Below are 22,247 nucleotides of genomic sequence, written 5' to 3' on the forward strand. Positions count from 1 at the left end.
CTTACTATATGTGCGCTGCCGCGCACGAATTAAACAACTTCCAAAGTTGACACTTCGTTCAGTTGTTTAATTTTAAAGAAGGATTAAGCGCTTCGCCGATAAACTCCGCCGCTCCGTTGCACACGGTAAATGTAAACGCCGTTACAATAAGATACGCATTGATGACGGGAAAATCACGGTTAACTGCGGCGTTCAGTGCATACATACCGATCCCTGGAATTGAAAAGATAGTCTCTACAATCGCTGTTCCCGCAATAAGATAGCCGATATTTTGTCCCCACAGGGTTACAAGCATCGGAGCGGCGTTGCGTAAAAGATGGCGCGTCATAATGTTCCAGTCGGTAATCCCGCGGGCTTTCGCATATTGAATATACTCTTTCTCCTCATTTTCCAATAAGAAGGAGCGTAAAAGGCGGATAAGCGTACCGGTCATCGGCAAAGCAAGGGTAAAAGAGGCAAACAGTACACTGCTCCCCTGCCCGTGCCCGATAACGGGAAACAGACGTAAGCGCATACCGAAAACGAGCAAAACCAAAAGACCGGTGCAATAACCGGGTACGGAAAAACTCAAGAAAGAAATGAAGCCGATAAGTTTATCCGCCAACCGGTTTTTGTACAAAGCCGCCGCTATGCCGAGCGGAACGGCAGCAATGATGCTGAATACCGATGCACAGGCGGCAATCAGCAGCGTTACGGGCAGCGCCTTGCCGAGTTCTTGCCGTACTGATTTTTTGGTAAGGTACGATGCGCCGAAATCCAGTCGCACCGCTTTTTGCAGCCATGACAAATACTGCTGCAGAATTGTCTTATCAAATCCGGTAAGCTCACGGTATTGCGCAATCAACTCCTTATTTGCAGAACGGACAACCCGCCGCGCATACGCTTCCGCAGGATCAATCGCCGAAATATTTGCCAGCAAAAACGAAAGAAAGGACACACATACCAAGACAAGGATAAGATACCCCGCTTTTTTAATAATTCTCACGTTTGTTTCAAATGCCCCATAGTATCATCTAATATTAATCGTTAGTATTCTACGAAAAAGTATAGGGAGCTCTACCCCAATCGGAATTTATTATGCCCCAAACGGGTATTGTTATATTTATCAATTAATTTGACAATAATCCCATCCTTCGAATCAGAGTACCAGGGGGTATGTTTATGAAAAGCTCTGTAAAAAAACAATCAATATATGCTATAATACCACCCGGAGGCAGCAAAATGTTTGCAATAACTGGGATTATTCAGGGAAACACCATTCTTACAGATTGTCCTTCGCTTGAATATTATAATGGCAGAAAAGTAATAATAACCGTTTTGGAAGATGAAAAGCCATATCATACCGTTTCTGATGAAAAACTTTTTGCAATTTCCGATTTTCTCATTGATCAGAATAAGCAAGCGTATCAGGAATTAGCTAAATGATTTTCTTTGAGTATGAACAAGTAGTAAAAATCCACAGGTCTCTTATCGAAAAGACAGGCGGTATGGATGGTATACGTGACGCGCAGCTGTTTGTTCGCTTCTCTCCCGTGTGTAAAGCTTCAGTTCGATGGCTTTGTCAATGAGGTCATAAAATGTTGCCCAGAAAATACCGGAATGCGATTTTGAGGTCTTCACGCCTCTTTCGGTAGTTAAGATGTGGTGTGTAAGCTCGTGTATTGCCGTATACATAAGCTGATTGTCTGTTGTAAAGTTTTTATTATGTAAAATGATTTCTCGTGTAGCAGGTTTGTATAATCCGTTTACCTTGCTTGATTTTTTGCCGGATTGAATAACTATAAAGTCGATTTTGCAGTAATAAAGTCTGGCTAATGCCGCCTTAATTTTCTCGTTGTTCACCTTCTAACCCCTTATAACAAAGGGCTTGCCCCTGCGTACTGGAACAAGCCCTTAAAGACTAGCGGTCAAGCTAGAACCGACAAGCGGTTTAGAAAGTACGCTCATCTAAGCCGCTCGTATGAAGCGCAATTTACGCTTCCCAAGTTGCTTAGAGATTAACACTAAATAACAACAGATACATCTTTACGACTTGCAAAATTCTTTGGAGTTTCAGACGGTTATTTTATGGCTTTGCAGGATGATATTGATATAAGAAATGCAAAGTTAGAGCTTGCTCCACAATTAGAAGAGATAAAAGCCTACGCTTATGCATAATAATATGCCATAACAAGAAGTTCAAAGCCGACACAGGCTCAAGGTCTGTGCGGTTTAACTCATTATTAGCTCTAAAAAATTGCACTGTTTCCTATAATTCAGAGAATTCAAAATTTATACCTAGCATAGTATGTCTCAAAATAGCAGGATTTCCCACCTACACTATAAAACATAAGCCTAAAAAAACAAGTCGCTGTTGTTCACTTTTCAAGGTAACCTGTTCCGAAACGGAAGTTTCCGAACAGGTTTACCATATCTTCATTACAAATAAAAGAAAACGTAATGAAGATGCTTGCTATTTTTTATTAGCCGATTTATCATAGAAGTAACACAGGGGGAAATATGGCACAAGCAGTAAATGTGAATTTTCGTTTAGACGAAGATGTAAAAAAGAGTATGGAACAAACGTGTTCCGAATTAGGGCTTTCTATGAGTGCGGCGTTTACGATTTTTGCAAAAAAAGTCGGCAGAGAAAAGCGCATACCTTTTGAAGTCGCCGTTGACCCGTTCTATTCTGAAAGCAATATCCGCTATCTTGAAAATATTGTGCGTGATATAAAAGAAGGAAAGGCTCATTTTGCCGAGCATGAGTTGATTGAGGCAGAGTAATGCGGCTATTATGGGAAGATAGAGCATGGGATGATTATTTATATTGGCAGGCACAGGACAAGAAGACACTGAAAAAATAAACGGGCTTATCAAAGATATTCAGCGAAGTACTTTTGAGGGGATAGGTAAACCGGAACCCCTAAAGGGAAATTTAAGCGGTATGTGGAGCAGACGTATTGATAATACGAATCGAATTGTCTACTACGAGAAAGACGGCATAATCTATATTGTTTCATGTAAAGGGCACTATGAAGATTGAAAGAATACAGCTTCCCCCGCAGCGACAGGACTGCGGAGGAAGAGTAATTCACAGCCTTATGCCTTTACAATAGGCACCCATAGCTCCATCATGTAATTCTTGCTGTACATATCCCCTTCCGAATATGCTTCAAAGTCGGGAGTACCGGCATGACAGTACCCTTGTTCGGGAAAGAAGGTTTCCATAACATACTTCCAGCCTTTGTGGATGCAGTCGGGAACGGGGCCTTTCAGCTGGACTACTGCGTATTCGGCTTCAGGGATGTGCATCACCGACAAGCCGAGTTCGGCAGCTTTTTGTTCGTCACGGCAATCATACGCCGCTGCATAAGTAAACGTTTTGCCGTCTTTTACCTCGGAACAGACGCCGAAGCTCCTGCCGTTTCCGAGTTTTGCAAGTTCTTCGTGCGAAGCTTTTTCAAAAAGGCTGTTCCAGACTTTCGGAAAATCACTGGTTCGATCCGCATCGACTTGAATGCCTGCAAGCGTAAATCCGCTCTTTTTTTCAATTTTGACTTCCATAGTTTGCCCTCCGTTGACGGTTAAAGATAATTTAATTGGAGCAAATGATTTAAATTCTTTTCCGTTCCGAACCGCGCTCGGACTGACGCCGTGGAATTTCTTAAACGCAGCTGCAAAAGAATCAGGCGATTCATAGCCGTACGCCAATGCTATGTCGATAATCTTAGCATCGGTATTGCGCAAATCGGCGGCGGCTCTGCTGAGTTTTCTAAAACGGAGATATTCATTTAAAGGATACCCGACCAATATCGAAAAAATTCTGCTGAATAGCGGATAGGAATAGCCGGAAATGCGCGCAATCTCCGCTTCATCGCACCCTGTCTCAATAGTTCTTTCAATATAAGCCATCGTTCCGTTAAATGATTGAATGATATTCATCTTTTGCTCCAAAACCTACGGAGAGTATAATGCATATAAAAACAGCCGTCCCGATAGTTATCGTACAAAAAAAAGCGGCTGCGATGTGTCTTCTATCAGAATTATCGATAATATTCCGGAAAAGCCGTATGAAAAAAGGCATGTCTATTTCAGCGATTGATGTTGCCCCTCAAACTTCTTCCATAAAATTTTCGGAAGGCTTGCGAGAAATGACTGACATTCACATACCCGACTGCATAAGCGGCTTGGCTGACCGTTGTGTTTTTATCATCCAATAATGATCGTGCCGTTTCCATCCTTATGCTATGGGTAAACTGATGAATTGTTTTTCCGAATGTTTCTTTAAAACCCTGCTTTAATCGAGTTTCGTTTAAAAAGACCTGCCGCGCTAATTGCGGAATTGTCGGAGGATCGGCGTATTGTTCCGATAAGATATCGTGAGCGCGTAACACGGCAGCGTATTCGGCGGGAGAAAGCGAGGAACGGGTAATTCCGCGCATGGGGTTTGCAATGTAACGTTGCCAAAGTTGTGTAAGCAGCGTTTTGGTAATACCTTCATAAAAGATCGGCTGCATCGCACCTTCTACCGGACTATCGATAATATCCTTAAAAAGCCGTATAAACGGAAGTTCCGGTTTTTTCGGCTCCATCAGCCAATCCGTCAAGCCATCCGGCTTTGTGTTTTGGGATTGCATACCTGCAAACGCAAAGGGCAGCGCTTGCTTAAATTCATCCGTACCGAATAGAGAAACAGCCGTAATATCCTCCCCTGCCGGATACATCATCATACCGCAGCTGTTTTGCTTGGTATAAATGCCCAGCTCATTCGGTGAAAGGCAAGTGTCGATTACGCCCGTTTCGGAATAGGCGATATGCCCGCCAAAACAACACGTCGTTTCAAATGCGGAATTATAGCCGTCATACTGCATCACCAGCGGATAGCGCAGTTTGAGCCGAATAATAGAAAGCCCGACATTCCCGCAAGGGAAAATATTGCGGATAGTTCCGACTCCGACCTCTTTCGGAACCGTATATGTTTTACAACGCCCCTCATCCGCACAGCGAAAGCCGAATTGCTCTCTTAATATGTAATCATAATCATCTATCTGTTTAATAACTAAGGCCGATTGCATCGTTTCTCTTTTTCAGCTTTGCTGTCATCATCAACCGCAAAAACAAGTGCAGCACAGTAAAAAAGCTGCATAAAAAATAGGCGTTTCATACAATGTTTTTCATAAGTTATTGGTATTCCAAAACTTATGAAAAACATCATCTCGGATAGGCTTACAATTTTTAGCGGCGCCCAATACTCAAGTCCGAGTCTTACGCTCCCGCCTTTTTCATTTGTTCAAGGTTTTCAAGATTTTGCTTCATCGCTTTTTCGACCGCGCGGAGGATGTTTTCGTAGCCGGTGCAGCGGCAGAGGTGGCCGGAAATAAGCTTACGCAGCTCTTCCCGTGTATACAGCTTTCCGCTGCCGACAATTTCTACCGCCGTCAAAATAAGCCCGGGGGTACAGAAGCCGCATTGAACCGCCGCTTCATCGATAAAGGCCTGCTGTATCGGATTGAGTTCTCCGTTTTCGCCCTGTAAGCCTTCAACCGTCAAAATACTCTTGCCGTCCGCCCAGACTGCAAGGTAAATACAGCTGTCAACGGACACTCCATCCACCAACACGGTACAGGCGCCGCATTCTCCTACTTCACAGCCCTTTTTAACACTGGTCAACGCAAGCCTATTGCGAAGCGCGTCGGCAAGCGATTCCCGAACATCAACGGCAAGCTCGCGCTGCTTTCCGTTCACCTTCATACTAATAATTTTTAACATGCTTACACCTCCTGCCGCTCGACAGCTTTCCGTAAAGATCGCACCGCTATTTGCTTGGCGGTATTAATTCTGAACGCTTTTGACGCGCGCCACGAGTCACGGGGATTGATATCCGTAAGGAGCACTTCCTGCAAGCCTTCATATAATGCATCGTTGATTTCTTTACCGGTTAAAAAAGCCTCGGTATTTTTACAGCGGAGCGGCACCGGAGCAGCAACGCCGAAACACATACGTACCTCATCGATTTTTAAGGCGCCATTTTCCCGTTTGGTTTTTACAAGGGAGGCGCAGCTCAAGTTCGCAATATCCATCGCATTACGCATCGCATACTTGATGTAATCGCCGGTAAAGCCTTCGTAGTCCTTCTTTTTAATGAGGAAGGAGGTTACCAACTCGCCTTTTTGCAGCACAACCTTTCCGGCGGAGATGTAAAATTCCTGCACGGGAACCAGCCGCACTCCATCCGGGCCGGTAATTTCGACAACCGAGTTATAGCACTGCTGGCTCGGCGCGGTGTCGGCGCTCGTTACACCGTTGGAGATGTTCCCGCCTGCCGTTCCCATATTCCGTATCTGAGGCCCGCCGACCTGATCGGCTGCATAGCCGAGCATCGGTAAGTGCTTCTGCACGATGGGACTTCCGGTTAATTCGCTAAAGACCGTCAGCGGCCGGATGCGGATAGTACCTTCTTCGTCTATGCTCACGCCGCGCAATTCGGGGATGCCGAAAATAGACACGACATTCCGTCCGGCAAGTTTACCTTCCCGCATTTGAATCAGCACGTCGGTGCCGCCGGCAAGGATAACCGGATTTTCGGTACGGACTAAGGCGCTTACGGCATCGGCGATGGATGTCGCTTGATAAAAACTTTCCATATCGTACATATTAGATTACCTCCTTCAGCAGCCCGCTCTCGCTGAACGCTTCAAAAAGCCGCTGAGGATTAAGCGGCAGCTTGTTAATGGCAACGCCGGTGGCATGGAGCAGCGCATTGCGGATTGCCGGCGGCTGCGAAATAATCGGCGGTTCGCCCAGTGATTTATTCCCGAAGGGGCCGGTGGGGTCGGCATTTTCGATAAACAGCTCGTGTAAATCGGGAAGATCCATCGCTGTCGGCAGCTTATAGTCCAAAAGGTTCCCATTCAGCAGCTTGCCTTTCTTATCGTAGAGCATCTGTTCGGCAGTCGCAGCGCCGAGTCCCATTCCCATGCCGCCGTGTACCTGAGCCGCCGCAAGCTGCGGATTGATAAGCGTGCCGCTGTCGTGCAGGTTCAAAATATTCAGTACCGTGATTTTGCCGACCGGAATATCAACCTCAATCTCAACAAAGGTTGCGCCGAACGAGAAGCAGTTATCGGTACAATGAGAGGTTTCTTCCGCGCTGAGGTGATTGGATTCCTTCATACTATAGCAGCTTTCCATTGCGACCTCTTCCAAGGTGAGCCGCTCTTCACCGGTACTGCGGACGATAATTTTTTCATGCTGCAGATCAAGCTCATCGGCCTTCATATCGAGCATCCACGCCGCATAATCTAATATCTTCCGTTTAAGCGATTCGGCGGTCTTTTTAATCGCCTTACCGCTGACATACGTTTGCCGTGAAGCATAGGCCGCGCTGTCGTACGGGCTGACATCGGTATCCTGTTCGGAAAAAATATAGACCTTATCCATCGGCAGCGAAAGCACCTCGGCAGCCATCTGGCAGAACACCGTATCGGCGCCCTGTCCTATTTCCGTCGCACCCATCTGAATTTGAATACTGCCGTCCTGATTGAGCACAATACGGGCGGAGGCAGTTTCGAGCGAGATGGGGTAAACGCCGGTTTTGTAGTTAAAACAGGCAACTCCGACACCGCGGCGTACCGGCCCTGTTTGATTTGCATATTTTTTCCGCAGCTCATCCCAGTGGAATACCTCGCGGCCTTTCTGCAAGCATTGATACAGTCCATCCGAGTTTGCTCTAATCTTTGTAACAGGGTCTTCGTACCCTTCCCGCATACAGTTCTTGAGCCGCAAATCAACAGGATCCATATTCAGTTTGAGCGCCATATCATCCATAAAAGATTCAAGGGCAAAATCCGCTTGCGGAATCCCATACGCGCGCATAGCTCCTGCGGTAATATGATTGGTAAACACGGAATACGCTTCGGAAATGACCCCCTTTTCTGCCGAATAGAGCTGCTTAAACTCGTTGGCGGCATTCGCGGTAATGGCGTGTCCGTGTGAAGCGTAACCGCCCTTTGTAGAATAGCAGAGCATTTTACGCGAAATGAACCTGCCGTCCGACTTCCGCACTGTTGTCTTCATGTGGAATTCCATCGCATGGCGCGTGCGGGTGCACATAAAGGTCTCTTCCCGCGAAACGGACAGCTGTACGCACCGTCCGCCGACCACCGTACAAAGGTAGGCATTCAGCGGCTCATACAGGATATCCTGCTTGTTGCCGAAGCCGCCGCCGATATACGGCTTGATAACCCGTATTTTTCCCCAGTCGATACCGAGCGCCTGTCCGCACACGCGGCGGCAAATGTGAGGCAGCTGCGTGGAAGACACCACGATAATCTTTCCGCCCTTCATATAGGCATACGAGCCGGGATTTTCGATATGGCAGTGAGAAATCGGAGATACCGCATAATCGCCTTCAAACATAACCGTATCGGGATCATCCGGCGTTTCCTCATACTCGCCCACGCTAAACACCGTATGCTTCAACACGTTGCCCGGGAACGCTTCGTGTAATACGGTCGCTTCAGGGGACATCGCTTGATGCACATCCAGAATAGGCGGATATTCTTCATACTCAACGGTGATAGCCTTTAACGCACGTTCGGCAGCGACATTATCCTCCGCAATAACGGCTGCAACATCATCACCGTAATACCGTACCCGCTGATTAAGCAGCTTGCGGTCGGCAATATCCTGATGCGCCTCCTCGGTAGACCACGGGTGTCCCGCAGTCGGAAAACAAATGTCCGGTACATCAAAACAGGTAACAATCTTAACCACGCCGGGGATTTTCTCCGCAGCGCTTGTATCGATTTTTTTTACCAGTCCGTTCGCGATGGTACTGTGCAATACCTTTGCAACTAAAAAATCACTATGAAAATAATCATCAGCATACTTTGCCCTGCCGGTTACTTTATCGTAAGCATCGACACGGGGTACCGCTTTTCCAACTATCATTTTTACCTCCCTATATAAACTGAAATTTTACTACATCGAACAAACCGGAATCCGTCAATTTTAATTCGGGGATAACCGGCAGCGCAAGGAACGACAATCCGATCAGCGGTTCAACTTCGGGGTATACGCCGATAGTATGCGCTTTCTCGGCCGCGTCGTGAATACAATCGGCAAGCTGCACCGGTTCCATAGCGCTCATCAAACCGGCAATCGGCAGTGCAAACTTGCTGAGCACCGCGCCGTTTTGTACAACAGCCACACCGCCTTTCATATCGATTACTTCTTCTACGGCACGGTGCATATCGGCCGCATTTGAACCGGCGACGATGATATTGTGCGAATCATGCCCGATACTCGACGCGATGGCTCCGTTCGACACTCCATAACCGTGCAGCAACGCGCGGCCGATATTGCCGGTGTTCTTGTGCCGCTCCAGCACCGCCAAATAGCAGAGCTTGCCGTCTTTGAGCATCTCGGCGCATTCCTGCCGCGGAAATACCAGATGCTTCGTAAAAAGTGTTCCCCGCTGCATTCCGATAACATGGAAATTATCGGAACCCGACGGCATAAAATGGTCAGCGCTAAAGGCACTCCGAGACACGGGAACAACATGAACACTGTCGGTAATCCGTTTAATGGAGAACGAAGAGGGTTCCTCTGCCGCCGCCGATTCCGTTTCTTGCGCCATAGGAACGGAAGAAACTTCAATACCGGCCTTATACACCGAATTGATTGAAAAGTCCGTTATATTATCAAACACGACAATATCCGCATAGTGACGAGGAGCGATAGCCCCTCTGCCGCTCAAACCGTAACACTGCGCCGCATGAAAGCTCGCCATACACAGCGCATCTTCCGGCGATAATCCGAGCGACACCGCTTTGCGTACGTTATTATTGATGTGTCCGTTCGCTAAAATATCGCTCATTTTTTTATCATCGGTACAGAACGCAAAGCGGCTCGTATCCGTCTTATTCTCCAACATGCCGCGGACGATGGGTTCCAAGTCCTGCGCGGAAGAGCCTTCGCGTATCAGGATGTACATTCCCTGCTGCAATTTTTCAAATGCTTCATCGTAGGAAGCGCATTCGTGATCGGTACGGATACCGGCGGCGCAGTATGCCTGTAAGTCGCGGCCGCGCACGCACGGCGCATGACCGTCGCATATCTTCTTCTTTTCCCGAGCCGCGGATATCTTTTTCAATACGGCTTCATCCCCGCGGATGACTGCAGGATAGTTCATCATCTCGCCGAGGCCGAGTACATTCGGTTCGTCCAGCAGTTTTTCTATATCGTACACGGTAATCGCGCCGCCGGTGTGTTCAAAGTCGGTAGCAGGCACGCAGGAAGGAATCATAAAATAGATGGAAACAAGCGGCTGGTTCGTACCGGCAAACACCGCCTTCCGCGCATCCTCCAGCATATAGAGGATACCGTCAACACCCGCAACGTTGGCAATTTCATGCGGGTCGGCAATAACGGCGGTAGTACCGCAGCGGAGCGCCTGCCGGGCAAAATTCCGCGGAGACGCCATCGTGGACTCAATATGCAGGTGCGCATCGATAAGCCCCGGACACACGAACTTGCCGGTTAAATCTTTTTCTACAACGCCTTCGTACTGTCCGACTCCGGCGATATACCCGTCCGCTATCGCGACATCCTGTTTAATAAACTCTTTGGTAAACACATTAAGCACAAAAGCGTTTTTTAACACCAGATCGGCTTTTACCCGCCCTGCCGCAATATCGATAAACCTTTTTTCATCCATATTATATCTCCTCCCGTTTATCCCATACGCAACGGCCTTGTACGAATTTTGCAACCATGTTGTGCCGTTCCGTCAAATAGAGCGCACGTTCCAGCCGCTGCTCAACGGAAAAATCGGTACGTGCACTCAACTGCGTATCATCGATCACTACTGCGTCAAACCGGAAGTTTTTTTCAAAGCTGCCGGTATCGCCGAAGAAGGAACCGCCGCCTTTCGTTCCAAGGTATAAGGCCTCCGATACGGAAAGCGCACGCTCTCCTTCATAAAAATACCGCCGCATTTTTGAAACTTGAAGCGCCGACATCATCGCTTTAAAAAGAGACAGTTGAGAACCGGCAGCCACATCTGAGCCGAGCCCGATATGAACGCCCGCATCCAAAAGCCGCGCGATCGGGGCGATGCCGCTGGTTAAATTGATATTCGATTCGGGACAATGCGCAATATACGTACCACGTCGAATCAGCAATTCTATTTCTTCGTCGGTAGGATGCACACAATGAGCGAGGATGGTTTTATCGGTTAAAAGACCGTAGCGGTCGTACACTTCGGCATAGTTTTTGCATTCGGGATGAAGTTCCTTCACCCATGCGATTTCTTTTTTATTTTCCGAAAGATGACTCTGTATAGGCAAGTGCCGGCTTGCTGCCAACTTGCCGAGATTATCCATTAAAGCGGGCGTACACGAAGGCACAAAGCGGGGCGTTATAATAGGAGCAACGGTATCATCATTTTTAAATGAATCAACAAAGGCTTGGGTCGCGGCAAAAGAAGACTCCGCCGTTTCGCATAAGTAGTCGGGCGCATTCCGATCCATATTCACCTTGCCGACGAGGCACGGCATCTTTTTAGCTTTTAGTAAATCAGCCAACACACGGTTGCCGCTGTTATGAATGGTACCGAAGATTACCGCGCGGCAGGACGGACTCGCTTCAAGATCATCGGTGAAAAGCCGATAGCTCTGCAAAGCGTAATCAGCATCGGCATATTTCGCTTCTTCGGGAAAGGTATAGGTATTCAGCCAATCGATGAGTTCAAGCTCCATCCCTATGCCGCGGAATGCATACTGCGGCGCATGAACGTGTAAGTCAACGCAGGCGGGGACAATCAGCATACCGGAAAAATCAAAACAGGGAACACGTTCCCATTGACCTTCCGGCAATGCGGTAACAAAATCGATTATTCTTCCGTTTTCGCACAGCGCATACGCATTCGGATGCGCTACAAGACGGTCTTTTGTTACGGCTGATATAAAATCACCCTTAACGACAAACTGTGTCTGACTCATACTGCAATACCCTTGTACCAGTATAGCACGGTTCACCGCAAAAACAAGCAAAAAAACGCAAAAAACTAATTTTTTTTTAGGATATCTCACAATATGTAAGGATTAGTGAAGGAATTAAAAAGAAAAAGATAAAAAAGCCAACTCTCGGACTTGAACCGAGTACCTGCACGTTACGGCTCGGTTATTTTTGCGTTTAACAAAGTCGATTAAATTTGTCCGTTGTTGACGGCATCCATTAAGAAATCATTTACCTTTGTTTGCCAACCTTTTCCCATTGCTCTAAAGTGGTCAATAAGATATTTGCTCAATCTGATTGATACTTGCTCTCTTTTTGGCTTGAAGTATTCAGGGTATCGAGGCTTAAAACCGGAAAAATCCGTAATTTCAGGAATATCCGATAAATCAATGTTCTTACGGAGTTCCGCCACTCTTTCAGCAGTTAAAGTTTTTTCTTTGCTCATAATAAAAAGCCTCCTCCTTTTTTGTTGCCAGACGTGAAGAAATAAGCCTTGTTCTATCACGTTCCGTATACACAATCGTGATTATTACAAAACCGTTCAAACTCCCAATCCCTATTAGTTTCTTCCTCAAGTGTTGAATGTTCAATATCAATCTTTTCGATAAAGTATGGATCATTAAACACTTCAAGAATTGCATCAAATGAAAGACCGTGTTTTTTGATGTTTATCTCATTCTTGTTACTGTCCCATTCAAATTTTCCGTGAACAACCATCATAAAAACACCTCTTTTGATATGTCTATATTGTATTTCTTTTATGTATTTCTATCAAGGTATGCATAGTAACAAAAAAAGCAGTATACTAATCTACCACGGTACAGTCGCTTGTCCGGTTATTTTAAAATCTAAATCAACACCCCCGATGCAGAGCATTGGCGAGGAACGGCGGGTATTACACCTTCCGCACGAATAAAAGTCTTTTTTCTTTGTTTGGGATTGAAAAAGGATATGAGACAGCCATAGTAAAGACTTTTATCGCAGATACTGAAAGCGAACATGTATTGGTTTTACGCACCGGGGCATAGCATAATCTTTAATATTGTCGTCCCAATTGTTCGAATAACGTATTTTGTAAATAATGATAACACAATCACTTACTAAAAAAAAGCCAACTCTCGGACTTGAACCGAGTACCTGCACGTTACGAGGGTGCTGCTCTGCCAGGTGAGCTAAGTTGGCAAATAAAACAAGCTGAGGCTAGTTTACCAAAAAAGGCTTCCTCAGACAAAGTTTGAACAGTATACGGAAAAAGAACCGTTACGTCAAGGAGCAAACTTGACAACAGGTGCTGCGAAGTTCTTGAGTTTTACGCTCAATTTGTGTTATTATTATAAAAAGTATAGCGAGATGAGTAAAACCGGGGGACGGTGTAGGGATTTATGGAAAGGAAAATTCAATATAAAGCTATCGATTTTTTCTGCGGCGGCGGAGGAATGACCTATGGTCTTCGGCAAGCAGGAATCGATGTTATTGCCGGTATTGATTTTGATAAAGATGCTAAAGCGACATATGAATACAATAACCCTCGCAGCACGTTCATTGAAGTCGACATAAAAGAATTGAAAAGCGAATATTTTGAACATACTTTTAAAATTAAAAGAAATGATGATGAATTGATTTTTGTCGGTTGCAGTCCTTGCCAATTTTACAGCATAATAAATTCCGATAAGACGAAATCCTTGAGATCGAAAGATTTATTATTGGATTTTGCTCGTTTTGTGGAGTATTATAAACCGGGATATGTACTGGTAGAAAATGTTCCTGGAATTATAACAAATAAAGAAAGCATATTACCGGACTTCCTTAATAAATTGAAAAATATAGGGTATGAGAAAGTTGTACATAAAGTTGTGGATATGAACTATTACGGAGTACCGCAACATAGAAGACGATTTTCACTTATTGCTACACGATTGAAAAATGCGAATATTCGATTGCCTAGTGCCGATACAACCGGAATAACACTTGATAAAGTTATCGGTGAAGCAAACGGATTTTCTAAAGTTAAAGCAGGGCATCGTGATAATACCGATTTTAATCATACGGTAGCAGGGTTAAGTGATAAAAGCTTAAGAAGATTGCAAAAAACCAAGCATAACGGAGGGAATAGGTTGGATTGGGCTCATGATGCCGATCTCCAGCTAAAATGTTTTGTAGGTAAGGATAACAACTTTAAAGATACATACGGACGTATGTGGTGGGACAAACCGGCTCCTACAATTACTACAAAGTTTTTTAGCATTTCGAACGGACGTTTCGGACATCCTGATGAAGATAGAGCCTTATCCGTAAGAGAGGGGGCTACGCTACAAACGTTTCCGAAAGACTATGTTTTTAAAACTTCCGGTATTACGGCAACAGCAAAATTAATAGGCAATGCGGTTCCGCCCGAATATGCAAGAAGATTGGGCGAAGTTGTTATAAATTCAATTCAAGGAAAAAAATGAAAGAAGTATTTTCGATAACCCCCAGGATTATTGCTCATTTTGGTGAAGATTTAATCAAGAATGAAAGTATTGCGCTTCTTGAACTGGTTAAAAATTCGTACGATGCATGTGCAAATACCTGTACTATAGATTTTAATACGGAAAATGAGGAATTGAAATCATTGATGATTACCGATGACGGCTTTGGCATGAATCTAAACACAATCAAAACCGTATGGCTTGTTATCGGAACGGATTTTAAGCATAAAAGATTGGAACCTAATTGTTGTGGAAGATTCCCTTTGGGAGAAAAGGGTATTGGTCGTCTCGGAATTCATAAATTAGGAAATAAAATCACACTGATTAGTAAAACGGAAAGCGCTAAAGAAGTGCATCTCAGCATTAATTGGATAACCCTAAATCAGGTAAAAAAAATAAACGATTTTACTATCGAAGTTGATGAAAATGAGATGCCTATTTATTTTAAAGACGGAAAAACCGGTACGCGAATTATAATCAATGACCTTAAAACAACTTGGGATAGACGGCAAATAAGAGAGGTTTATAGAAATCTAACATCTTTAAACAGTCCGTTTTCCGGAGCAAACGATTCGTTTAAAGTAAATATACGTAGTAACTCAAATCTTTTTTCCGGTCTTCCCTCTTTTGAGGACATCAAAGACAGCGGTCTGTATTTTGGGCATTGTGTAATGAAAGGGCGATTAATTGAGAACTTTCAATACGAATTTAAACCGTGGACTTCTTTATCCAAGGTTGATAAAGGACGTAATTTGACGAAGATGGATTTAATTGAAGAGGACCTTCATATTAAAGGCATCAAAGAAGTAATAAACGAAACAGGTAAAAAGAAAAATGTAGAATACTATATTGATTTAAACGATTTCGAAATCGGAGACATAGAGTTTGATGTCATCATTTATGAAATGGACGCTCAAATTTTCAACTTCGTCAATGCGGAAAAATCAAGTATAAAATCATATTTAAAAGAAAATGGAGGGGTTCGTGTTTATCGGGACGATGTTCGGGTTTACGACTATGGAGAAAGAGATAATGATTGGCTTGGAATAGATTTGAAACGTGTTCATAGGGTCGGTGGTAACGTGAGTAACAATATCATTTTAGGCTCCGTTAAGTTAAAGCGTTCGCAAAGTTTCGGACTCAAAGAAAAAACCAATAGAGAAGGGTTTATTGAAAACGATTCTTATATAGCATTAGTCGATGCGGTTGATTATGCTTTATCATTGATTGTTAGGGAACGTAATGTTGATAAAGCGATATTAACAACACTTTACAAAAAAGATAAAGTGATAGAACCTGTTCTTTCCGATTTAAATGATGTTATTGAATTGGTAGAAAACAAAGTTACGGAAAAAGAGACTAAAGATGAAATCTTAAAGTATTTATATCGAATAAATGAACAATATAGAGAGGTCAAGGAAGTTCTTATAAAGAGTGCCAACGCCGGATTAAATTTAAGTGTTGTTATTCACGAAATTGAAAAACAGGTAGCGGCATTAATCGGATATGCGAATAGTGGAGAGACAGAGCATATTATTGCTATTTCACTTAATCTCGAAAAGATTGTTCGCGGATATTCGGCTATGATAAGAAAGTCTTCGATTGGAGAAACTAAATTATCATCGATTGTTTTGACAGCGTTAGACAATTATTCGTTCCGATTTTCCGACCATAAAATAGAAGTTTTTGATAACTGCAAAGAGAATTCATTAAAGGCGTATTTAGCAGAGGCTGAATCTATTTCGGCATTGACTAATTTATTGGATAATTCAATATTTTGGCTTAGTTATGCACGCAAAGGTAACAGAATGATTTCCCTATATATAACAGACCAAATAAAAGGATATAATTCGATTATCATTTCCGACAATGGACCGGGATTCAATATTCCGACGGATGTTGCCGTTCAACCGTTTATTACAGGTAAACCGCATAATATAGGCATGGGGCTAGGCTTACATATTGCTAACGAAATGATGAGAGCAATGAAAGGTCAACTATTATTTTTGGATGAAAATGATATTGAATTGCCGAAAGATGTTAAAAAAAATCAAATTAATAAAGCGATTATTGCACTTTGTTTTCCAAAAGAAAAAAAATAAAGGAACAACTATGATAACTGATTTTATTGATAGTGTTATAATTATTGATGACCAAGAAAAAGAAATAGAAGAACTTGCAAAACAATTGCAAGGCGAAGATATTTCAGTAAAAATACAGTTAATCGATCCTCAAGATAAGCAATTTAAGAATATAATACCTTTAAAAAAATACAGACAACTTATTTTTATGGACTTATCATTAGACGATAGTATCAATATAAAAAACAATATTTCCACGGAAATCAGACCGATACTGTTAAAAATTCTGCCTGCAACAAAAGGGTGTTACGGCTTAGTGGTTTGGTCTAAACATACGGAGGATATTTCAATATTAAAAGAAAAATTACTGGAGGATAAAGACAAATATTGCTTACCCATGTTTATCGTATCGTTTGATAAATCTAAATATTTGCAAAATGGGTACAATGGAATTTTGGAAGATTTGAAAAATATATTACAAAATGATAAGGCCGCATATTTTTTTGTAAATTGGATGAGTTCTGTTAAATCTGCTAGTGGTAAGGCAATATCAGATATATATTCTTTAGTTGCGGATTATGATAAACAAAAAACCGAATTGATGTATATCCTGTATAAAATGGCACTGAACCATACCGGAATACCGGATGATCAAGTAGTAGGATACGATTTAACAACCGATGCATATAAAGCATTTGATGAATTACTTTATTCTGATTTAACAAATCAGCAGTGTGAAAGTGATGTAAATATTTTCGATTCTATTCCTCAAAATCCATGGAGAAATAATTTACAAGAAGAACTATTTAATTATGCTAAATTAAATACCAAACAGTTTATAGATGGTATTAACATAAAACAAGATATTATCGTTCCAGGAAATATTTATAAAATTATAGAAAATAAGTCTGATTTTAAAATACAAAATCAACCAAAGAACTCAATATCTATTGGAATAGAATTGACACCGCCATGTGATTTTTCTCATAAAAAAATTAATTCAAAATTAGTTAGAGGTTTTATATATGATCTTTCAAGCAGCGATAATGATAAAATTTGGAAATTTATGAATATTACATTCAAAGGAGATAATAAATATCTTTTTTGGCCTATAGAAATAGATACCAAGCCTTGCGTGCTTTGTTTTGATTTCCGATATACTTTTATGTTTTCAGATGAAAATCTTAAAGATGATTCAAAATATAGAATTATATTTAGAGCAAAATCGAAATTATTTGCCGATATTTTACAAAAATATTCCTCCTATTCTGCTAGATTGGGAATTTCCAATATCATCCCGGAATTAAGTGACCCTTTAAAAAATAATAAAGAATAGAATATATGCCTGATATTTTTTCAAAATCAAAGAGATCGGATATTATGTCAAAAATATCGGGAAAGGAAACAAAACCTGAGATATTGGTACGTAAATATCTTTTTGCACATGGATTTCGTTATAGAAAGAATGTAAAAAAATTACCGGGAAAGCCGGATATAGTTTTGCCTAAATACAAAACTATAATATTTGTCAACGGCTGTTTTTGGCACGGACACGAAAATTGTAAAAAATCCGCATTACCGACAACTAATACGGAATTCTGGAAAGAAAAAATATCCGCTAATGTTATTCGCGATAAAAAAGTCTTTACTGAATTGCATAGCATGGGGTATAAAGTACTGATTATATGGCAGTGTGAATTAACCGTAAAAAAAAGAAAAATGACTTTGGACATACTTGTAAAAGAATTAAAATCATGCCACTAACCTTCGCTTCCAGTCTCGACTAGTAACAGATATCCGTTAAATCCATTGCCGGTTTATTTCCGTGCATCCTATCCCTTTTCCTTTGACAAAAACCGTAATTTGTGTATTATATATGTATGCCTAGCATACAATAAAGATGATACAAGGACGATGCATGAAATCCGCTTTGAAATATTATGCAAAACTCGATGCGCTATTGGACGCACATATTTTTTTCACGGCGCTTGAACTCGATATTTTTACGGCATTAGACAACGGTAAGACGGCGGAAGAGGCGGCCGCAGCACTATCGGTTGATACCGACAAATACGGCGGTCTTAATTTCGGCAGTACACAATCCATAAAAATATTGTTAGATGTGCTTACTGTACAAGGGCTTATAACCGTTGATGGAAACTGCTATCGTAATACCGATGAAACACAGCAGTTTTTATCCCGGTCGGGTGCCTCGTATATAGGCGATGTGCTGCTGTACCGAAAACGGTTATCGGATATATGCGATCGAACGGAAACCGTATCCGAAACTACAAGCGCTCAGCCCGTTTTTGATTTTGCCGAAATGGCACGGATTACCGCAAGGGAAATAGCCGTGTTAAGAAAAGAACCCTTGCTGATGCTGATTAAAAAACTTAACCTTACGCCGCAAAAGGTTCTTGATTTAGGCGGCGGTTCAGGATCACTGCTTATTGCGGTAGCAGAGACATATAAAAAATGTGAGGGCGTTCTTTTTGAACAAAAAGATGTTGCCTCTATTGCACAGGACTACATCGACACTTCCCCGGCAAAAAATCGTATTTCAATTATGGAAGGAAATTTTCTTTCTGATGATATCGGCGAAGATTACGACTTCATAATTGCTTCAGGTATTTTTCCGTTCGCACAAGCAATGCTCGAACCTCTTGTCAAAAAAATAAGTAATGTGCTGCAAAAAGATGGAGTATTATTGGTGTACGATACCGCTTTCGCAGCGGAAAAAGACAAACCGCGGTATGCAGCGCGATGGTTGAAGGGGAATCTCAAACGAGAAAATCAATTTCCGTCAAAAGAGATGATTATTGAAGCCTTGAGTTCCGTCAATTTGAAAGAAATAACGGCAGACTCCGACGGTTTATATCCGGTTATCATATTTCGGAAGGTGTGCGATGACAAATAAAAACACCGTAATTGAACGGTATATCGCGTTTGTAGAAAAAATTGCAAACGGAAAAAACAACACGCTCTCATTTGTCGGAAAGGATATGACATTCTACCGTGGTGAAATTCATATCATAAAAAAGATAGGAGATCATCCGGGGATATTTAGTTCGGAAATTGCCCGCGAGATGGGGATTACCCGTGCGGTTATTCACAAAACTTTACTGAAACTTGAGGAACGCGGGTTTGTAGAAAAAGAATCGGATACGGAAGATAAAAAAAGAAAAAAATTATTTTTAACAAAATGGGGACAAGCGGCATATACCGCACATGAGCAGTATCATCAAAGATGCGATAAATCTTTTTTTGACTTTATCGATTCGCTTAATGAACAAGAATGTGCTCTTATTGAATGCTTTTTAGAAAAAGCAAATGAGATGATAGAAAAACATTTTTAAAAAGTTTACAAAAGTTTTATTATTTTTGCAAATTAAACCTAAGGAATATCTCTAAAAACTGCGGCTTTTAGAGGTTCCCTATTATTATGGAGGAAAATATGAATAAAAAATTTATTTATGCGGTTTTGATTTCCGCATTGAGCTTCACCCTTTTTGCTGCAGGGCAAAAAGAATCGTACGATGCAGAAAAACCGGAGCGGAGCAAACAGCGAACTCGTATTGTCAATTTATCGCCGCCTATTTATTCGATGTTGCTGACTTTTCCGCATCTTGCAGATTCCGTTGTCGGTGTAAATCAGCGGACTTTTTCAACATCAAATCCGCAAGTATTGCAAATAGTAAGCCCCTGTGCAAAAAACATCGACACTTCGTTTGTCAATAATGATTTTACAATTAATGTTGAAAGTCTTGCAGCATTGCATCCTTCGCTGATTATCTATTACGGAGAGTTTGAGAAAAAGAATTTAGCAAATATCGACACGCCAATGCTGAATATGCACTTAAAAGGTATGAATCCGCAAACGCTAACGGAAAAATGGGAATCGCTGCTTGCAAATACTTTTCAGATAAAAAATCCCGAACGATTTAAAAAGCAGTGGCAGGAAACAAATACACTCACTGAAAAAATTCTGAATACAGGCGGACGTAAAAAATTAAGAGCGCTCTTTATTTTCAGCTATCTTGGCGGAAAGATTACGGTAAGCGGAAAGAACAGTTATGGAGACGCATTCTTAAAAATGGCTGGCTTTGAAAACAGCGCTGCAGTGGAAGGCTTTGCAGACGGGGCTGGACAAGCGGCGGTTTCTATGGATGGTTTATTTTCAGCTGCTAAAATAGCGCAGCTGAAAAACACGGCGAGTTTGCTTACCGCAAACGTCGCTTATGGTATGTGCGCTTTTCGCGCACGAATGCAGCAGTCTTCAAAGTTGACACTTTGTTCAACTGTTGCATTGTAAGGAATAGATTCATGCGTGGAATCCCGATGTGATTTTTATCAATAATATGCGGATTGGAAAAAACGTAACTGCCGCTGCGCATATTTTGCAGAACAAAGTAGACGGCGCCGATTGGTCGTTTATTACTGCAGTAAAAGAAAAATGCGTATTCGATATTCCGCAAGAAACATACAGCTGGGGAATGCCATGCGCCGATTCTCCTTTAGTACCGCTTTGGATGCTTATGAAAGTGTATCCCGACCGTTATACTGAAACTGAATTTAAAGAAAAGGTCAAACGGTATTACAAGGAAATGTATGCCGCCGATTTACCGGATGCGGTTATCAGCGATATGCTTCAACCGATAGTAATACAATAAATGCACGGGTACGATTATGCGGCATATCGGAAAATACTTATTTCCGGTATAACGCTATTAGCGATCACTGCGATTGCATCCTGTTTTATCGGGCGGTTTTCGATTACGCCGTCCGATATTGTAAAGCTTGTTATACGGCAAACGGTTGCAAACGGCGACGTAAAGCAGCATATTTTATTTGATATCCGTCTTCCGCGTGTGATACTCTCGATTATGGTAGGCTCCGCTCTTGCATTAGCCGGCACGGCGATGCAAGGTATTTTGCAAAATCCGCTTGCAAGTCCCGATGTTTTGGGAACCGCTTCAGCTTCGGGCTTCGGCGCGGCGGTGGGGATTCTTTTTTTCGGTAATAATATCTTCGCAACGCTCATACTCTCTTTTACCGCAGGATTGCTCAGTATCTTTTTAGTGGTTGCGTTGTGCAGATTGAAAAAAGATTTTTCAGTTTTATCTATTGTTTTAAGCGGCATCATTATCTCATCGCTATTTGTTTCTATGCTTTCCATCCTAAAATTTGCAGCGGATCCAAACGATACTCTGCCCGCAATTACGTTTTGGCTTATGGGCAGTTTTGCTTCCTCCGGTACTGCGCACATTACTTTCATTCTGATTCCGTTCTTGGTGGGAACAGGTATGTTATATGTATTACGCTGGAAATTAAATATTTTATCGCTCGGAGATGACGAAGCAACAATTGCCGGTGTACATCCAAAACTGGTGAAAGGCATAACGCTCGGTGCTGCGACTATACTGATTGCTTCTGCCGTTACGGTAAGCGGTATGATCGGATGGATAGGCCTTGTGGTTCCCCATGCAACCAGAAAAATTATCGGCGCAAATCACGGATATGTGCTGCCGCTTTCAAGCGTATTCGGCGCTTTGTTCATGCTGTGTTCCGATACCGTTGCACGAACACTCGGGTTTTCGGAAATTCCTATTGGTATCATCACATCGCTTGCCGGAGCACCGCTTTTCGCCTTTCTTTTCTTGTTTAAGGATGACCCCATACATGAATAACATAGTCG

22 protein-coding genes, 1 tRNA gene and 1 pseudogene are annotated in these 22,247 nt (G+C 42.5%); 12 read left to right on the plus strand and 12 right to left on the minus strand.

Going from position 1 to position 22,247, the window contains the following annotated elements; all coding sequences use genetic code 11:
- Window positions 1–58: 58 nt before the first annotated feature.
- Entirely contained in the window at window positions 59–985 is a 927-nt protein-coding gene (locus HGH47_RS06735) for an ABC transporter permease (protein WP_212566256.1), read from the minus strand.
- 176 nt (window positions 986–1,161) lie between these two features.
- Here HGH47_RS06735 and HGH47_RS06740 point away from each other — a divergent pair, with 176 nt between their 5' ends.
- On the plus strand, window positions 1,162–1,425 hold the full coding sequence (locus HGH47_RS06740; RefSeq protein ID WP_230974607.1) for a hypothetical protein: 264 nt from the start codon (window positions 1,162–1,164) through the stop codon (window positions 1,423–1,425).
- 42 nt (window positions 1,426–1,467) lie between these two features.
- Here HGH47_RS06740 and HGH47_RS06745 read toward each other — a convergent pair whose 3' ends face one another.
- Complete coding sequence (locus tag HGH47_RS06745) at window positions 1,468–1,842, minus strand: hypothetical protein (RefSeq protein WP_212566255.1); 375 nt, start codon at window positions 1,840–1,842, stop codon at window positions 1,468–1,470.
- A gap of 657 nt (window positions 1,843–2,499) precedes the next feature.
- On the opposite strand from HGH47_RS06745, the gene HGH47_RS06750 reads away from it, so the two are divergent.
- A complete protein-coding gene (locus HGH47_RS06750; RefSeq protein ID WP_212566254.1) occupies window positions 2,500–2,766 on the plus strand; it encodes a type II toxin-antitoxin system RelB/DinJ family antitoxin in 267 nt (88 codons plus the stop codon).
- Window positions 2,766–3,025 (plus strand): annotated as a pseudogene (locus tag HGH47_RS06755) (Txe/YoeB family addiction module toxin). Before HGH47_RS06750 ends, HGH47_RS06755 begins: the two are co-directional and overlap by 1 nt.
- 56 nt (window positions 3,026–3,081) lie before the next feature.
- Here the strand turns inward: HGH47_RS06755 and HGH47_RS06760 are convergent.
- The 10 genes from HGH47_RS06760 to HGH47_RS06805 all read right to left on the minus strand — a co-directional run bounded on the left by HGH47_RS06760 (window position 3,082) and on the right by HGH47_RS06805 (window position 13,185).
- Window positions 3,082–3,924: an AraC family transcriptional regulator gene (locus HGH47_RS06760; RefSeq protein WP_212566253.1), complete on the minus strand. Its 843-nt coding sequence runs from the start codon at window positions 3,922–3,924 to the stop codon at window positions 3,082–3,084.
- Between the two features lie 149 nt (window positions 3,925–4,073).
- Window positions 4,074–5,057, minus strand: coding sequence for a helix-turn-helix transcriptional regulator (locus HGH47_RS06765; protein ID WP_432911189.1), 984 nt, complete (start codon window positions 5,055–5,057; stop codon window positions 4,074–4,076).
- Between the two features lie 190 nt (window positions 5,058–5,247).
- Window positions 5,248–5,751 carry a xanthine dehydrogenase subunit XdhC gene (gene xdhC / locus HGH47_RS06770; RefSeq protein ID WP_212566250.1) on the minus strand — a complete coding sequence of 168 codons (504 nt, stop codon included), beginning with the start codon at window positions 5,749–5,751 and terminating at the stop codon, window positions 5,248–5,250.
- A 2-nt stretch (window positions 5,752–5,753) separates the two neighbouring features.
- Complete coding sequence (gene xdhB, locus HGH47_RS06775; protein WP_212566249.1) at window positions 5,754–6,635, minus strand: xanthine dehydrogenase subunit XdhB; 882 nt, start codon at window positions 6,633–6,635, stop codon at window positions 5,754–5,756.
- A 1-nt stretch (window position 6,636) separates the two neighbouring features.
- Window positions 6,637–8,934, minus strand: a complete 2,298-nt coding sequence (gene xdhA / locus HGH47_RS06780; protein WP_432911193.1) for a xanthine dehydrogenase subunit XdhA — start codon at window positions 8,932–8,934, stop codon at window positions 6,637–6,639.
- Between the two features lie 10 nt (window positions 8,935–8,944).
- Window positions 8,945–10,702, minus strand: a complete 1,758-nt coding sequence (gene ade, locus HGH47_RS06785; RefSeq protein WP_432911196.1) for an adenine deaminase — start codon at window positions 10,700–10,702, stop codon at window positions 8,945–8,947.
- A gap of 1 nt (window position 10,703) precedes the next feature.
- On the minus strand, window positions 10,704–11,987 hold the full coding sequence (locus HGH47_RS06790) for an amidohydrolase family protein (protein WP_432911200.1): 1,284 nt from the start codon (window positions 11,985–11,987) through the stop codon (window positions 10,704–10,706).
- A 206-nt stretch (window positions 11,988–12,193) separates the two neighbouring features.
- Complete coding sequence (locus HGH47_RS06795; RefSeq protein ID WP_016523208.1) at window positions 12,194–12,448, minus strand: BrnA antitoxin family protein; 255 nt, start codon at window positions 12,446–12,448, stop codon at window positions 12,194–12,196.
- A gap of 56 nt (window positions 12,449–12,504) precedes the next feature.
- On the minus strand, window positions 12,505–12,723 hold the full coding sequence (locus HGH47_RS06800) for a BrnT family toxin (protein WP_432911204.1): 219 nt from the start codon (window positions 12,721–12,723) through the stop codon (window positions 12,505–12,507).
- A gap of 389 nt (window positions 12,724–13,112) precedes the next feature.
- Window positions 13,113–13,185 (minus strand) — tRNA-Thr (locus tag HGH47_RS06805).
- 200 nt (window positions 13,186–13,385) lie between these two features.
- On the opposite strand from HGH47_RS06805, the gene HGH47_RS06810 reads away from it, so the two are divergent.
- From HGH47_RS06810 to HGH47_RS06850, 9 genes are all read left to right on the plus strand, one after another.
- Window positions 13,386–14,453: a DNA cytosine methyltransferase gene (locus HGH47_RS06810; RefSeq protein ID WP_212566246.1), complete on the plus strand. Its 1,068-nt coding sequence runs from the start codon at window positions 13,386–13,388 to the stop codon at window positions 14,451–14,453.
- Window positions 14,450–16,573: an ATP-binding protein gene (locus HGH47_RS06815; RefSeq protein WP_253676372.1), complete on the plus strand. Its 2,124-nt coding sequence runs from the start codon at window positions 14,450–14,452 to the stop codon at window positions 16,571–16,573. Before HGH47_RS06810 ends, HGH47_RS06815 begins: the two co-directional genes overlap by 4 nt.
- 10 nt (window positions 16,574–16,583) lie before the next feature.
- Complete coding sequence (locus HGH47_RS06820) at window positions 16,584–17,888, plus strand: hypothetical protein (protein ID WP_212566243.1); 1,305 nt, start codon at window positions 16,584–16,586, stop codon at window positions 17,886–17,888.
- A gap of 5 nt (window positions 17,889–17,893) precedes the next feature.
- Window positions 17,894–18,316 (plus strand): very short patch repair endonuclease, encoded by a 423-nt coding sequence (locus HGH47_RS06825; RefSeq protein WP_212566242.1) that lies wholly within the window; start codon window positions 17,894–17,896, stop codon window positions 18,314–18,316.
- Between the two features lie 154 nt (window positions 18,317–18,470).
- A complete protein-coding gene (locus tag HGH47_RS06830) occupies window positions 18,471–19,469 on the plus strand; it encodes a methyltransferase (RefSeq protein ID WP_212566241.1) in 999 nt (332 codons plus the stop codon).
- Window positions 19,459–19,908: a MarR family winged helix-turn-helix transcriptional regulator gene (locus HGH47_RS06835; protein WP_212566240.1), complete on the plus strand. Its 450-nt coding sequence runs from the start codon at window positions 19,459–19,461 to the stop codon at window positions 19,906–19,908. Before HGH47_RS06830 ends, HGH47_RS06835 begins: the two co-directional genes overlap by 11 nt.
- 98 nt (window positions 19,909–20,006) lie before the next feature.
- On the plus strand, window positions 20,007–20,864 hold the full coding sequence (locus tag HGH47_RS06840; RefSeq protein WP_432911213.1) for an ABC transporter substrate-binding protein: 858 nt from the start codon (window positions 20,007–20,009) through the stop codon (window positions 20,862–20,864).
- 28 nt (window positions 20,865–20,892) lie between these two features.
- The gene (locus HGH47_RS06845) at window positions 20,893–21,222 is read left to right on the plus strand and encodes a hypothetical protein (RefSeq protein WP_212566237.1); all 330 of its coding nucleotides are present in this window, start codon (window positions 20,893–20,895) and stop codon (window positions 21,220–21,222) included.
- Entirely contained in the window at window positions 21,223–22,239 is a 1,017-nt protein-coding gene (locus tag HGH47_RS06850) for a FecCD family ABC transporter permease (protein ID WP_212566236.1), read from the plus strand.
- Window positions 22,240–22,247: the final 8 nt, after the last annotated feature.

This window comes from Treponema sp. OMZ 805, assembly GCF_050937395.1.
Taxonomy (GTDB): domain Bacteria; phylum Spirochaetota; class Spirochaetia; order Treponematales; family Treponemataceae; genus Treponema.

Excerpts from the sequence above, each read along its gene's own strand:
- HGH47_RS06740 (WP_230974607.1), top strand. The coding sequence starts at position 1,162 with ATGAAAAGCTCTGTAAAAAAACAATCAATATATGCTATAATACCACCC.
- HGH47_RS06750 (WP_212566254.1), top strand. The coding sequence starts at position 2,500 with ATGGCACAAGCAGTAAATGTGAATTTTCGTTTAGACGAAGATGTAAAA.
- HGH47_RS06760 (WP_212566253.1), bottom strand. The coding sequence starts at position 3,924 with ATGAATATCATTCAATCATTTAACGGAACGATGGCTTATATTGAAAGA.
- HGH47_RS06765 (WP_432911189.1), bottom strand. The coding sequence starts at position 5,057 with ATGCAATCGGCCTTAGTTATTAAACAGATAGATGATTATGATTACATA.
- xdhC (WP_212566250.1), bottom strand. The coding sequence starts at position 5,751 with ATGTTAAAAATTATTAGTATGAAGGTGAACGGAAAGCAGCGCGAGCTT.
- xdhB (WP_212566249.1), bottom strand. The coding sequence starts at position 6,635 with ATGTACGATATGGAAAGTTTTTATCAAGCGACATCCATCGCCGATGCC.
- xdhA (WP_432911193.1), bottom strand. The coding sequence starts at position 8,934 with ATGATAGTTGGAAAAGCGGTACCCCGTGTCGATGCTTACGATAAAGTA.
- ade (WP_432911196.1), bottom strand. The coding sequence starts at position 10,702 with ATGGATGAAAAAAGGTTTATCGATATTGCGGCAGGGCGGGTAAAAGCC.
- HGH47_RS06790 (WP_432911200.1), bottom strand. The coding sequence starts at position 11,987 with ATGAGTCAGACACAGTTTGTCGTTAAGGGTGATTTTATATCAGCCGTA.
- HGH47_RS06795 (WP_016523208.1), bottom strand. The coding sequence starts at position 12,448 with ATGAGCAAAGAAAAAACTTTAACTGCTGAAAGAGTGGCGGAACTCCGT.
- HGH47_RS06800 (WP_432911204.1), bottom strand. The coding sequence starts at position 12,723 with ATGATGGTTGTTCACGGAAAATTTGAATGGGACAGTAACAAGAATGAG.
- HGH47_RS06810 (WP_212566246.1), top strand. The coding sequence starts at position 13,386 with ATGGAAAGGAAAATTCAATATAAAGCTATCGATTTTTTCTGCGGCGGC.
- HGH47_RS06815 (WP_253676372.1), top strand. The coding sequence starts at position 14,450 with ATGAAAGAAGTATTTTCGATAACCCCCAGGATTATTGCTCATTTTGGT.
- HGH47_RS06820 (WP_212566243.1), top strand. The coding sequence starts at position 16,584 with ATGATAACTGATTTTATTGATAGTGTTATAATTATTGATGACCAAGAA.
- HGH47_RS06825 (WP_212566242.1), top strand. The coding sequence starts at position 17,894 with ATGCCTGATATTTTTTCAAAATCAAAGAGATCGGATATTATGTCAAAA.
- HGH47_RS06830 (WP_212566241.1), top strand. The coding sequence starts at position 18,471 with ATGAAATCCGCTTTGAAATATTATGCAAAACTCGATGCGCTATTGGAC.
- HGH47_RS06835 (WP_212566240.1), top strand. The coding sequence starts at position 19,459 with ATGACAAATAAAAACACCGTAATTGAACGGTATATCGCGTTTGTAGAA.
- HGH47_RS06840 (WP_432911213.1), top strand. The coding sequence starts at position 20,007 with ATGAATAAAAAATTTATTTATGCGGTTTTGATTTCCGCATTGAGCTTC.
- HGH47_RS06850 (WP_212566236.1), top strand. The coding sequence starts at position 21,223 with ATGCACGGGTACGATTATGCGGCATATCGGAAAATACTTATTTCCGGT.